Source organism: Campylobacter sp. LMG 17559 (assembly GCF_024723605.1).
In the GTDB taxonomy this organism is placed as follows: Bacteria; Campylobacterota; Campylobacteria; order Campylobacterales; family Campylobacteraceae; genus Campylobacter_D.
Window position 1 is genome coordinate 25,589 of record NZ_JANQCZ010000003.1, and the last position, 12,637, is coordinate 38,225.

Genomic DNA, 12,637 nt, shown 5'->3' on the forward strand with positions numbered 1-12,637 from the left:
AACTCATTTAAAATAAATATTCTCTGATATTTTTGCTAGATATTGACCGTACTGATTTTTTAATAAAGGCTTTGCTAGCTTTAGCAATTGCTTTTTGGTGATATATCCTTTATTATAAGCTATTTCTTCTAAACATGCTATTTTTAAAGCCTGTCTTTTTTCTAATGTCTGTACATAAATATTGGCATCCAATAGAGAATCATGTGTACCTGTATCAAACCATGCATAACCTCTTCCCATAATCTCAACATTTAATCTTTCTTCTTCAAGATATATTTGATTTAACGTTGTGATTTCTAACTCCCCTCTGTCTGAAGGTTTTACCAGTTTTGCTTTAGCTATAACATCATTAGGATAAAAATACAAACCTGTAACCGCATAATTACTCTTTGGTTTTTCTGGTTTCTCCTCTATACTAATCACTCTACCTTGTTGATCAAATTCTACAACACCATATCTTTCAGGATCGTTAACATAGTAACCAAAAACAGTAGCTTTAGAATTATTTTTTGCTCTTTCTACGCTGTCTAACAGCAAATATGATAATCCTTGACCATAAAAAATATTATCGCCTAGTATCAAACAAACATCATCATTGCCTATAAATTCTTCACCCAGCAAAAAAGCTTGCGCCAAGCCATCAGGGCTTGGCTGTTCCTTGTAACACAATGTAATTCCCAACTCACATCCATCTCCTAGTAATTCTTGGAATCTTGGTAAATCTTTAGGTGTGGATATAATTAAAATTTCTTTTATTCCAGACAACATCAAAACCGATAATGGGTAATAAATCATAGGTTTATCATAAATCGGTAACAATTGTTTACTAGTACCTTTTGTTATTGGATAGAGCCTAGTGCCACTTCCACCTGCTAAAATTATACCCTTCATTACAACTCCTTATATAAAAACTACCTACACACTTCCTATTGCATAAAGTTGTATAATGCCTGCTATTTTTTCATTTTGAGTGACAACTATTTCTTTGATTTTATGTTTTAGCATAAGCTCTTCTGCTTCACTTGCCATGGCATTTGCTTCTATGGTTTTTGGACTCTCACTCATGATTTCTTTGGCTTTAAAGTCAAATCTTGGCTTATCATTTGCTCTTAATGCTCTTCTTAAATCTCCATCCGTGATAATCCCAACTAATTTTTCATTTTCAAGCACTATACAAAGTCCCAATTTACCACTAGTCATCACATCAACTAATTCATTAAAATCACTATTAGGGTTGACTATAGGTAGATTATTTGATACCATCAAATCACCCACCCTAGTTAAAAGCTTCCTACCCAAGCTTCCCCCTGGATGAAATAAAGCAAAATCATCAGGTCTAAAATTCCTTGCTCTCATCAAAGCTACTGCTATTGCATCACCCATCGCTAAAGTAGCCGTGGTAGAAGAAGTTGGAGCAAGTTGAAGCGGACAAGCTTCTTTTTTTACTGCTATGTTTATAAAAATATCTGCTTGTTTAGCTAAAGTAGAGTTTTGATTACCTGCCATAACAATTAAAGGAATTTTTCTTTTTTTAATCACTGGTATGAGTTTTAAAACCTCTTCAGTCTCTCCTGAATTTGAAATAGCCAAAAGCACATCCTCGCTTGCAAGCATACCAAGATCTCCATGTAATGCTTCACCTGGGTGCATAAAAAAGCTTGGAGTGCCTGTACTAGCTAAGGTCGCAGCTATCTTAGCTCCTATATGGCCTGACTTACCCATGCCACTTACAACACATCTACCTTTGATAGATAAAATCAGCTCAACCGCTTTATTAAAACCTTCATCTAAATTATCGCATAAATCTAAAATCGTTTTTGATTCTATCTCAAAAACTTCTTTGGCTATTTTAATTGCATCGATTTGGCTCATCTAAATTCCTATATATTTAACACTACATTAGTTGCAATAGCTATTTGGTATAAAATTTGTGTTAACATGCTAAAGATTTGTAAATTTTGACTATCTACTTTTGGTAAAACTAAAATAGAATCTCCCGCTTTGATATCTGCTGAGCTTCTACCGCTGTATTTAGTTGCTTTACCATTAGCATTGATTACCAAAACTCTTGATATATCTGCTCTATCGCTAAAACCACCTGCTAGGTTGATATAATATCTTAATTTTTCTTTATCCATATACACAAATGCACCTGGTATAGAAACTTCACCTTGAACTAAAACAAGATTATTTTTACTAGGCACATTCACTACATCACCTTCTTCTAGTACTATAGAATTATACGCTTTGACATTGTCTATAACGATTTGTCCTTTTGGTTGGGCTTGTTTTGCACGCGCAATAAATTCTAAAATCGTCTTAGCTTGAGTAGCTCTAATGCTAGCTTGCTCAGCATTAACTGAAGAGCTTGTTAGAGCTAGTGTTTCAAGCTCTTTAAGCTGGGCTTCAATAAGTTGTTTTTGAGTAGCTGCTACACTTTTTCTAAAAACCTGTAAGGCGTTAATATTTGATTGATCATTAACTGTAATCATTTTAGCAAGTTCAGCTAAGGTTGTGCCTTTTTTTATTACCATAGAATGCAACCCGCTATGCTCACCTTCTATGCTAATGCTAATATTTTGCGCAGTATAATCAGGTCTAAATTCTATCTCATCACCATTATATAATTTCACACCTAAAAACTGCTTTTTACTATACGCATCTACGTGTAATTTATGATCATCTCTATAGCTTTTTACCACTGCATTAGTTACTATAGGCTTAGCTCCTGCAACTTTGGCTATATCTTCTAAATTTAAAATATCGTTACTTAACTCAAATCTAAAAGGTTTTTGCACATCTCCTTCTACAAAAACATACTTTTGCACACTACCTACTAAAATCACATCGCCCATTCTAAAAGGGAAAAGATCAAGCTGACCTTTAAGTAAAAAGTCATATAAATCTATCTTTTTAATGACTTTATTATCTCTTAAAATTTGAATATCTCTAAAACTACCATATTCTAAATTAATTCCACTTGCTTTATCTAAATACTGTATAATAGAATCTGAACTTAGTCCTTGATAAAGGCCTGGTTGATTCACATTTCCTGTAACAAATACCGATACATTTTGATAAATATCCATATCCGCATACACATAGACATTGCTTTTATAGATTTTATTAATAGCTTTTGTAATAACTTGAACCAAAGCACTATTTTTCACACCCAAAAGATTAATCGCACCTACTTTTGGTATAAAAATATTTCCTTGAGAGTCTACTGTTAAGGTTTGTATAAACTCTACTGCGCCCCAAATTTTTACATTAATCCTATCGCCTACTGCTAATTTATAATCAGGATTGTAAACATGTTGGGTAAATTTAGTAAAATTACCATTAAATAAGTGAGCACCAAAAACTTTAGTTATCGGAACTTGAGTTTGATTAAAATCACTTTGGTTGTTATCATAATTTATAATTTGTGGCTCTAAAGATGGAGTTAATGGTTGATTTTGAATTTTCGCAATTTGAGAAACATCTACCGCTGAAAATAAAAACAAAGGTAAAAGTAAAAATAAAAATATCTTTTTCATTAGTATCTATGCTCCTCTATAATCATTTTAATAAATTTAACAATTCCATAAATCAAAGATAAAATCATAAAAGCCGTGAGTATATTATACAAAGCTTCTGGGTATTTAGCACTTTGAGGTAAACTTGGACTTTGCACTATAACTACTTGTTTTATCTTTCTTAAAGCCTCTATCCTAGCACTCTCATAAGCTTTTAATGCAGCTGTATAAGCGCTTTCTGCAAAACCTGCTTCTATGGTTAGATCTTGAAATTTAGCTGCAAGATCGTTAAGCTTTTGAGAGGATTTTGGCGATGAAACTTTGGATTTTTCTTTTTGAAGTTGTTTTTTTAAGGCTGTGATTTCACTTTTTATAGTGACAATTTGTGGTGCATTATCATTTATATAACTTTGCATCATCAAAAGCTCAGCTTCTTTAGCTGCTATTTTTGATTCAAGTTCGGCTATGAGTTTTAGAGTGCCTTCTGCTTGTTTGAGTGGATCAAATACCCCATATTTATTTTGAAAAGCTAAAAGTTCATCTTTAGCCTTTTGATATCTTTTTTTAAACTGCAAAAGCTCTTCTTCGGCAAATTGCATTTGATCTCTTGCAGCCTTGTGTGAAATTTCATTGATAAATTTTTCACTTTCTTTAACTATAGTTGAAGCAATTAAATGTGCACTTTGTGGGTCAAAACCTTCAACTTCTACACGCAAAAGCCCATTGGCTGAGTTTTCTTGAATAATCTTAACACGGTTTTGATAATACTTTAAAAAATCCTCTTGGTCAGCTGATGAAGAAATACTATAAAAAAAATCAAGTTTTTGTTTTTGATATAACTCACGAATTTGAATTTTTTCTTCTAAGATATTTAACATATCTAAAGAATGAATATAAGATTTTAAGAAAGTTATATCCTCGCTTGAAAAAGAATTATTAGTTAAAAGTGCAGCAATTCCGGTGATAGCTCCGCTATCTCCTGTGGTTGATTTCACACTTAAAACACTTTCACTCACATAACGATTTGCTGCTATAAAAACATAATAAAATACAACAAATGCCGTCAAAATCAACACTATTTTGAAAGAGTTAAGTATCTTTAAATTTTTAAATTTTTTTAATAAATCATTTTGCATTTATTTTTCCTTGATACACCGCTATACCCTCATCTACATCATCATATATAGTAGCTTGTCCATCTTGCATAAATATAATTTTATCACACCATTGTTTAATTTCAGCTACATTGTGTGAAACCATGATAACTTTTGATTGGCTTAATTTTTCTTTATAGATTTTAGAGCTTTTTTCTCTAAATTTAGGATCTCCCACAGCACCTGCTTCATCAATCAAATAATAATCAAAATCAAATGCCATACTTAAGCCAAAAGATATCCTAGCACTCATACCTGCTGAATAAGTATTCATAGGCTCATCAAAAAATTTACCCAGCTCAGCAAAATCTTCAACAAATTTAATCTTTTCTTCTAAAGCTTTTCCTTTATAACCATATACTCTAGCCACAAAGCGTGCATTGTCCCTTGCTGAGAGTCTGTGTTGAAAAGCACCTGCCAAACCCAAAGGCCAAGATAATTTTTTATTAGTGATAATCTTACCTCTATCAGGAAGCAAGGAACCACTTAAAAGTTTCATTAAGGTTGATTTTCCAGCACCATTGCGCCCCATTAAGCCTATACTACAATTTTCAGGAAATTCAAAACTTAAGTTTTTAAAAACATAATGCCTTCCACCGTTACGCAAAGGAAAAGATTTGGTTAAATTAACTAATTTTATCATCGCACCGCTATCAACTTTTCTCTAGTAAAATAATAAAAAAACAATCCCAAAAACAAAATCACACTCAAACATATAATAGGATAGTAATAATTATAATCATCAAGCAATGGATAATTTTGAAAAAAATTATATTTTAAAAGTTCCATAATATGCAAAAGTGGATTATAATATAAAATGTCTAAAATGGGTTTTGGAACTATCCATATAGGAAATACCACCAAGGCTGTCCAGTATAAAACTATATTTAAATAATTTAAAGCCATTTTTAAAGGCTCTGCAAAATGTCCTGCTATAGCAAAACACATCCCCATAGCAAAACCAAAGACCACAAGCAAAAAAAGCGAAAACATCACTTCTAAAAAATGCTTAGGTATAACTTGCATATGCAAAAACCAACCTGCTAAAAACATTACACAAATAAAAATAGTAAAATAAATGCAAAACTCAAGCAATGCTCTTGCAATAAAAACATGAATAGGACGAATAGGCTTATAAGAAAAAAGAGCTAAATTAGCCCCAATACCGTGCAAAAGCTGATTAATGATACTTCTAAACATAAAAAAAGGTATAATCCCTACTGCTAAAAATAAAAAGATAGAAACACCTTCAGGCATGATTTGATGATGAAATTCTCTTATAGCTGTTATAATAGAAGTGATTACCAAAACCACCATCATAGGCTCACCGATTACCCAGAAATAGCCCAAATATTTATTAATACCAAATCTTGTCTTTAACTCTCTAAAAAAAAGAGCATATATGACATTAAACATATTTTTAGCAAACCTTTTTAAAATTTCAAAATTTCTATATTATACTTTTTTATCTTATACAATATTTAACAAGGTTTAAAAATGAAAAGAAATTTCTTTGAGGAATTAGAAAAAATTTTATATCACAAAGATATTTTTAAAAAGATTGAATTATTTAATGAATTTTATGAAAATTTTAAAGCTAATTTGTATGATTTTAATCATTCCCATGAAGCGATCATTTGTGAAAACTCACAAGTTAAAATCCTTCATCCTATGAAAATAAGACGTCCAAAAGAAGCAAACAGCACTTTATCTTTAGCTAAAATATTACATTCAGTTGCACATATAGAATATAGTGCTATAAATTTGGCTTTAGATGCTAGTTATAGGTTTAAAAAATTGCCATTGAGGTTTTATCAAGATTGGCTTGAGGTGGCTGATGAGGAAATTAAGCATTTTTTACTTTTAGAAAAAACTTTAAATGAACTTGGTTTTAAATATGGAGATTTCCATGCGCATGATAATCTTGAAAAAGCCTTGTTTTTAACCAAAGATAATCTTGCTCACAGAATGGGTATAGTACATAGAGGACTTGAAGCAAAAGGACTTGATGCTAATCCTTTTGTCTTAGAAAAATTAAACACAACTAATCATCCTATAAAAAGTTTATTTAGTGAAATTTTTACCATTATACTAAATGATGAGATTAAACATGTAAATAAAGGGGATTTTTGGTGGAATTATGCAAAAAACGAAAACGATAGTTACCTTGATCTTTGCGCCAAATATAAAGAATTTAATCTTTTAGGAAAAGTATATAACAAAACAGCTAGAATTCAAGCAGGATTTAACGAAAATGAACTTCAAGAATTAGATGATTTTTATAATAAAAAATGAATGGTGGTTAGAGGCAGAATCGAACTGCCGACACGCAGATTTTCAGTCTGCTGCTCTACCGACTGAGCTATCCAACCACTGAATTGAAGTTATAATTATACAATAGTTTTTTTAAAAAAAGTTGAAATTTACATAAAAATACAAATTATTCAGAAAAAGCTCCAAATTTAAAGATTTTTTGCATTCTTAATGCAGCTAATTCGCGTTTATCGTATTGTTCTAATTCTTCTATAGCTTTTAAGACATAATCACTTAAATTTTTAATCGCATTTTCTTTATCTCTATGAGCTCCACTCATTGGCTCTTCGATAACATCATCAATCAAACCTTGAGTTTTTAAATCATCAGCAGTTACTTTCATGGCTTTAGTAGCAGCTTCACTTTTTGATGGATCATTCCATAAAATAGCAGCACAACCCTCAGGTGAAATCACAGAAAAAACTGAATTTTTCATCATAGCAAGTTTATCAGCTACTCCTATGGCTAAAGCACCGCCACTTCCACCTTCACCTATAACTACTGCTATAGTGATTGTTTTAAGAGCACTTAATTCATATAAATTTCTAGCTATAGCTTCACTTTGACCACGCTCTTCAGCACCCACTCCTGGGTAAGCACCCGGGGTATCTACCAAAAATAACACCGGTATGTCAAATTTTTCAGCCATTTTTGCTACTCTTAGAGCTTTTCTATAACCTTCAGGATGAGGCATACCAAAATTTCTATGAAGTTTATCTTTAGTACCTCTACCTTTTTGCTCACCTATAACAATAACTTTTTTGCCACCTATATAGCCTGCATAACACACAATAGCAGGATCATCTCTAAAAGCACGATCGCCATGAATTTCATAAGCATCACTTAATATAGCTTGAATATAATCAAGCGCATAAGGACGATCAGGATGTCTTGCAAGCTGTAAGCGTTGGTAATCACTTAAATTTTTATAAACTTTTTGAGTTTCTTTTTCAAGATTTTTTTCTAAAATTTTTACTGCTTCATCATCGCCTTTGATTTTAGCATTTGCTAAATCTTCATCAATTTGCTGGATATTTTTTTCAAAATCTAAATAAGAAGCCATATTAATCTACTTTTTTGAAAATCACACAACCATTTGTTCCACCAAAACCAAAAGAATTGCTCATTACTACATTAACTTCGCTTTTTCTTGCAGTATTTGGTATATAATCAAGATCACAGTTTTCATCTGCTACGATTTGATTGATAGTTGGCGGTAATATACCTTGATCAAGTGCCATTAAAGAAATAACAGCTTCAATAGCTCCAGCAGCACCTAAGCAATGGCCTGTTTGACCTTTTGTAGAACTAACTAAAGGAATTTGATCTTTGAAAAGTTCTTTAATAGCTGCCGTTTCATTTTTATCATTTACCGGAGTAGAAGTTCCGTGCGCATTAATATAATCTACTTTTGGATTTCCTGCCATTTTTAAAGCTTTTTTCATAGCACGCAATGGCCCTTCTAAAGTAGGCGAAGTGATATGATGTGCGTCCGCACTTTCGCCAAAACCTACTAACTCAGCATAAATTTTAGCTCCACGCTTTTTAGCAGCCTCATACTCTTCAAACACTAAAGCACCAGCACCCTCGCCCATCACAAAACCATCTCTTTCTTTGTCAAATGGTCTTGAAGCTTTAGCTGGATCATCGTTTCTAGTAGAAAGAGCTTTCATAGCAGCAAAGCCACCTATACCCACAGCACAAATGGCTGCTTCAGCACCTACTACAAGCATTTTATCTGCATTGCCCAAAGCTATGCTTTTATAAGCTTCGCCTATAGCATGGGTTCCTGCTGCACAAGCAGTTACACATGAAATATTTGGTCCTTGTAATCCATGCTCGATTGAAATAATCCCACCAAGCATATTAACTAAAGCTGATGGTATGAAAAAAGGAGTAATTTTACGTGGTCCACGCTGTGCGCAAGTAACGGAATTTTTTTCTATATTTGGTAAACCACCTATACCAGCTGCTGAAACTACACCAAATTCTTCTTTGTTTAAAGTTTCATCAAATTTAGCATCTTCCATAGCTTCTCTTGCTGCTTTAATGCCAAGTTGTATAAAACGATCTATTTTTTTAACCTCTTTAGCATCACAAACACTTAAAGGATCAAAATTTTTTACTTCAGCAGCAATTTGCACTGGAAAATCAGTGGTATCAAAAAGAGTGATTTTATCAACACCACTTTTGCCATCACAAATTGCTTTAAATGAGCTATCTTTGTCTAAGCCAAGGGCATTGATCATTCCTATACCTGTTACTACAACGCGTTTCAAACCGCACTCCTTATTTTAAAAATTAAAATTATTTTTGAAGATTTTCTATATAATTAACAACATCTTCGATTTTTACTAGTTTTTCAGCATCGCTGTCTGGAATTTCTACATCAAATTTTTCTTCTAAAGCCATAACTAATTCAACAACATCTAAAGAATCTGCACCTAAATCTTCAATGATTTTAGATTCCATTTTAACTGCATCTTCATCAACACTAAGTTGCTCAACAACTACTTTTTTTACATCATCAAAAATTGCCATTTTTATCTCCTAGTTTAAAAAATTAAACCACATTTTACAATAAAAAAATAAATTTCTTGTTTAAAAAGTTAAAAATTAAAGATTATTACTAAAAATTTAATTATCTGTGTTTAAATAAAAGCTTAATTTTTAACAAAGGAAATTAATGCTTTTGGATAGACTTATAAAAGAAAATAAAAAAACTTGGGATCAATACATCCATCATGAATTTGTAAAAAAACTTCAAAACGGCACTTTAGAAAAAGATGTATTTTTATTTTATCTTAAACAAGATTATATCTTTTTAAACAATTACGCAAAATGCTATGCCCTGCTTGCTTTAAATGCAAATAATGCTAAAGAAATTCAATTTGCCATTAAAAATCAAAACTACACTTTAGAAGGAGAATTGGAACTTCATAGAAGTATTTTAAAACTAGGTATTGATGTAGAAAAACTTGACCATAAGGATGAAAGTTTAACTAATATTGCTTATACAAGATATTTACTAAGTGTGGGGCAAAATGGAGATTATTTAGATATGCTATGTGCTTTGAGTGCTTGTGCTATAGGTTATGCATACATGGGAGAAGAAATTTATAAAGAACTTAATAAACAAAACTTAGAAAATCATCCTTACAAAGAATGGATTTTAACCTATGCGGGTAAAGAATTTCAAGATGAAATCAAAGAATTTAAGGACTTTTTTAATTCTTATGCAAATAGCATTAGTGAAGAAAAATTTAAAAAGTTAAACGAAATTTTTTATACTACCGTAAGACTTGAAACAGCCTTTTGGCAACACTCTTTAGAGCAAAAAATGGAAATTTAATCATCATAAAGATGATTAAATTATCAATTTAGCAATATTAATCCCCAAAAAAGCAACCAAATACGCACATAAAGATGTAAATACAAAAAGATACCATGCATATTTTTTATTTCCCGCTTCTTTAGCAAAAACTATAGTTGCTGCAAAACAAGGATTATAAATCATAACAAAAAGTATAAAAGCTACTGCTGTATTAAAAGGGATGTTTTCTTTTATAGCTTCTTGTAAATTTAAACTTGTTTCATCAACTTCATCACCTAAAGAATAAAGCACACCCATAGTAGAAATCATCACTTCTTTAGCAGCTAAACCACTTACCAAAGATACACTAAGTTTCCAATCAAAACCAAGTGGTGCAAAAATAGGCTCTATTGCTTTACCAAATTGTCCAAGATAACTATTTTCTATCTGAAGCTCTTGAGTTAAAGCATCTTGAGTATTATTTTCTTGTGCAGGAAAATTACTCGCAAACCAAATAAGCAAAGAAGCTATCAAAATAAATGTTCCTGCTTTTTTTAAATACATTTTGGCTTTGTTAAACACCATAAACCATACTAAATTCCAATTTGGCATTCTATATTTTGGCATTTCCATTACAAAAGGTTCATCTTGTCCTTTAAAAGCACTCATTCTTAAAATCTTAGCTGCAATCAAACCTAAAAACGCACCTAGAAGATAAATCCCAAAAAGATAATTTCCCGCCACATCAGCAGGAAAAAACACTCCAACAAAAAGCACATATACAGGAAGCCTTGCACCACAACTCATAAAATTAATAATAAAAAGAGTTAATAATCTATCTTTTTTATTTTTTAAAGTTCTTGTAGCCATAAATGCAGGTACTGAGCAACCAAAACCCGTGATTAAAGGGATGAAACTTTTACCATGTAAGCCAAATTTATATAAAATTCCATCTAATAAAAATGCAACCCTAGCCATATATCCAGTTGTTTCAAGCAAGGCTATACCAAAAAATAAAATCATAATATTTGGTAAAAAAGTTATAACCGCACCAACCCCACCTAAAACACCATCAGCTAAGGCTGAAGCGATAAATTCATTGCTAATATTATTTTTTACCATATCACCTAAATTAGCAAAAAACATTTCTATATAATCCATAGGAATTTGACCTAAAGTAAAGGTTAGTTGAAATAAAGCCCACATAAAAAATAAAAATATAGGGATTCCTAAAAATTTATTGATTAAAATAGAATCTATTTCTTTGGTATGATTTTTATACTTAACACCCTTACTTAAAACCTTAGCACATATACCATTTGCAAAAGCAATTAGTTCTTCTTTAAAAATACTTTCTATATCTTTGCTATGATATGCCATGTAAATTTTTTCTAAAGCTTCATCAAGTATTTTTCTCAAAGCGTGTGAAATGACTATATTAGCTTCATTTTTAAGTAAAGCAAGTGCCAAATCTTTTGTAGAAAAATCTAAATATGTAATTTCATTTTGATTTAAAAATTCACTTATTTTTGCAAGTTCTTCTTCTATAATATCACTATAAACACGCTCTTTGGCTTCAAATTTAGCTTCATGGGTTGAAATGATTAAATCCAAAAGTGCATTTAGATTTTCTTTAGTTTTAGCACACACGCCAAGACAAGGCGTATTTAGAAGTTGGGATAAAATTTTAAAATCTATACTAAAACCTTCATTTTTAGCTTCATCTTGCATATTTAAAGCCATAATCATTTTGATTTTAGCTTCTATTAAAGATGCACTCAAAATCAAATTACGCTCTAAATTTGTAGAATCAAGCACATTTACTACAAGATCAAATTCACCTTTTTTTAAAAAATCTTTTGTAATTTTTTCTTCTTCACTATAACCATCTAATGCATAAGTTCCTGGTAAATCTATAAATTTAAACTCATAATTTTTATAAATTAATCTAGCCTCAGCCTTTTCAACCGTAACACCGCTAAAATTTCCAACTTTCATATTAGCTTTGCAAAGTGCGTTAATTAATAAACTTTTACCAACATTTGGCTGACCTACTAAAGCAATGATGATTTTTTTCATTAAAACTCTTTTGAAATTTGTATTATTTTTGCTTCACTTGAGCGTAAAATCACGCAAGTTGTATCAAGTTCTACCATGATAGTAGAATTTGCTATAGAAGAGCGAATTTTTTTAACTTTTTTGTTTTTTGCAAAACCAAAACTAAAAAGTCTTGCTTGGAGTTGTTTATCTGCTTCAAAGCCTACTATAATAGCTTCTTCATTATCTTTTAATGTATCTAAAGTCATGTTTTTCCTTACAAAAACTAAGATAAAACATTA

The 12,637-nt window shown here is 31.2% G+C and carries 13 protein-coding genes and 1 tRNA gene; 2 read left to right on the forward strand and 12 right to left on the reverse strand.

Features of this window, described 5'->3' with window-relative positions; all coding sequences use genetic code 11:
• Positions 1-3: 3 nt before the first annotated feature.
• The 6 genes from rfbA to kpsM are packed head-to-tail and all read right to left on the reverse strand — an operon-like array spanning position 4 to position 6,088.
• Positions 4-891, reverse strand: coding sequence for a glucose-1-phosphate thymidylyltransferase RfbA (rfbA, locus tag CAMP5082_RS01950; RefSeq protein ID WP_263709502.1), 888 nt, complete (start codon positions 889-891; stop codon positions 4-6).
• A gap of 24 nt (positions 892-915) precedes the next feature.
• Positions 916-1,872 carry a KpsF/GutQ family sugar-phosphate isomerase gene (locus tag CAMP5082_RS01955; RefSeq protein WP_442863317.1) on the reverse strand — a complete coding sequence of 319 codons (957 nt, stop codon included), beginning with the start codon at positions 1,870-1,872 and terminating at the stop codon, positions 916-918.
• Positions 1,873-1,880: 8 nt separating this feature from the next.
• A complete protein-coding gene (locus CAMP5082_RS01960; RefSeq protein WP_337205768.1) occupies positions 1,881-3,539 on the reverse strand; it encodes a polysaccharide biosynthesis/export family protein in 1,659 nt (552 codons plus the stop codon).
• Positions 3,539-4,654 (reverse strand): capsule biosynthesis protein, encoded by a 1,116-nt coding sequence (locus CAMP5082_RS01965; RefSeq protein ID WP_263736777.1) that lies wholly within the window; start codon positions 4,652-4,654, stop codon positions 3,539-3,541. Before CAMP5082_RS01965 ends, CAMP5082_RS01960 begins: the two co-directional genes overlap by 1 nt.
• The gene (locus CAMP5082_RS01970) at positions 4,644-5,315 is read right to left on the reverse strand and encodes a capsular polysaccharide export system, ATP-binding protein (RefSeq protein ID WP_039617525.1); all 672 of its coding nucleotides are present in this window, start codon (positions 5,313-5,315) and stop codon (positions 4,644-4,646) included. Before CAMP5082_RS01970 ends, CAMP5082_RS01965 begins: the two co-directional genes overlap by 11 nt.
• On the reverse strand, positions 5,312-6,088 hold the full coding sequence (gene kpsM / locus CAMP5082_RS01975) for a capsule polysaccharide transporter KpsM (protein ID WP_337205769.1): 777 nt from the start codon (positions 6,086-6,088) through the stop codon (positions 5,312-5,314). The genes CAMP5082_RS01970 and kpsM overlap by 4 nt, the downstream gene beginning before the upstream one ends.
• 81 nt (positions 6,089-6,169) lie before the next feature.
• Here kpsM and CAMP5082_RS01980 point away from each other — a divergent pair, with 81 nt between their 5' ends.
• Positions 6,170-6,967 carry a ferritin-like domain-containing protein gene (locus CAMP5082_RS01980; protein ID WP_337205770.1) on the forward strand — a complete coding sequence of 266 codons (798 nt, stop codon included), beginning with the start codon at positions 6,170-6,172 and terminating at the stop codon, positions 6,965-6,967.
• 1 nt (position 6,968) lies between these two features.
• On the opposite strand, the gene CAMP5082_RS01985 is transcribed toward CAMP5082_RS01980, so the two are convergent.
• The 4 genes from CAMP5082_RS01985 to acpP form a co-directional block, all read right to left on the reverse strand.
• A tRNA-Phe gene (locus CAMP5082_RS01985) sits at positions 6,969-7,044 on the reverse strand.
• Positions 7,045-7,112: 68 nt separating this feature from the next.
• The gene (locus CAMP5082_RS01990; RefSeq protein ID WP_039617520.1) at positions 7,113-8,048 is read right to left on the reverse strand and encodes an acetyl-CoA carboxylase carboxyltransferase subunit alpha; all 936 of its coding nucleotides are present in this window, start codon (positions 8,046-8,048) and stop codon (positions 7,113-7,115) included.
• Position 8,049: 1 nt separating this feature from the next.
• Positions 8,050-9,264, reverse strand: a complete 1,215-nt coding sequence (locus CAMP5082_RS01995; RefSeq protein ID WP_039627924.1) for a beta-ketoacyl-ACP synthase II — start codon at positions 9,262-9,264, stop codon at positions 8,050-8,052.
• 28 nt (positions 9,265-9,292) lie between these two features.
• A complete protein-coding gene (gene acpP / locus CAMP5082_RS02000) occupies positions 9,293-9,526 on the reverse strand; it encodes an acyl carrier protein (protein WP_039617517.1) in 234 nt (77 codons plus the stop codon).
• 145 nt (positions 9,527-9,671) lie between these two features.
• Here acpP and tenA point away from each other — a divergent pair, with 145 nt between their 5' ends.
• Positions 9,672-10,337, forward strand: coding sequence for a thiaminase II (gene tenA, locus CAMP5082_RS02005; RefSeq protein WP_337205771.1), 666 nt, complete (start codon positions 9,672-9,674; stop codon positions 10,335-10,337).
• A 15-nt stretch (positions 10,338-10,352) separates the two neighbouring features.
• On the opposite strand, the gene feoB is transcribed toward tenA, so the two are convergent.
• Positions 10,353-12,377: a ferrous iron transport protein B gene (feoB, locus tag CAMP5082_RS02010; RefSeq protein WP_337205772.1), complete on the reverse strand. Its 2,025-nt coding sequence runs from the start codon at positions 12,375-12,377 to the stop codon at positions 10,353-10,355.
• A complete protein-coding gene (locus CAMP5082_RS02015; protein ID WP_039625344.1) occupies positions 12,377-12,604 on the reverse strand; it encodes a FeoA family protein in 228 nt (75 codons plus the stop codon). The genes feoB and CAMP5082_RS02015 overlap by 1 nt, the downstream gene beginning before the upstream one ends.
• Positions 12,605-12,637 lie beyond the last annotated feature (33 nt).

Coding starts and splice junctions, on each gene's coding strand:
- rfbA (WP_263709502.1), bottom strand. CDS start 891: ATGAAGGGTATAATTTTAGCAGGTGGAAGTGGCACTAGGCTCTATCCA.
- CAMP5082_RS01955 (WP_442863317.1), bottom strand. CDS start 1,872: ATGAGCCAAATCGATGCAATTAAAATAGCCAAAGAAGTTTTTGAGATA.
- CAMP5082_RS01960 (WP_337205768.1), bottom strand. CDS start 3,539: ATGAAAAAGATATTTTTATTTTTACTTTTACCTTTGTTTTTATTTTCA.
- CAMP5082_RS01965 (WP_263736777.1), bottom strand. CDS start 4,654: ATGCAAAATGATTTATTAAAAAAATTTAAAAATTTAAAGATACTTAAC.
- CAMP5082_RS01970 (WP_039617525.1), bottom strand. CDS start 5,315: ATGATAAAATTAGTTAATTTAACCAAATCTTTTCCTTTGCGTAACGGT.
- kpsM (WP_337205769.1), bottom strand. CDS start 6,088: ATGTTTAATGTCATATATGCTCTTTTTTTTAGAGAGTTAAAGACAAGA.
- CAMP5082_RS01980 (WP_337205770.1), top strand. CDS start 6,170: ATGAAAAGAAATTTCTTTGAGGAATTAGAAAAAATTTTATATCACAAA.
- CAMP5082_RS01990 (WP_039617520.1), bottom strand. CDS start 8,048: ATGGCTTCTTATTTAGATTTTGAAAAAAATATCCAGCAAATTGATGAA.
- acpP (WP_039617517.1), bottom strand. CDS start 9,526: ATGGCAATTTTTGATGATGTAAAAAAAGTAGTTGTTGAGCAACTTAGT.
- tenA (WP_337205771.1), top strand. CDS start 9,672: ATGCTTTTGGATAGACTTATAAAAGAAAATAAAAAAACTTGGGATCAA.
- feoB (WP_337205772.1), bottom strand. CDS start 12,377: ATGAAAAAAATCATCATTGCTTTAGTAGGTCAGCCAAATGTTGGTAAA.
- CAMP5082_RS02015 (WP_039625344.1), bottom strand. CDS start 12,604: ATGACTTTAGATACATTAAAAGATAATGAAGAAGCTATTATAGTAGGC.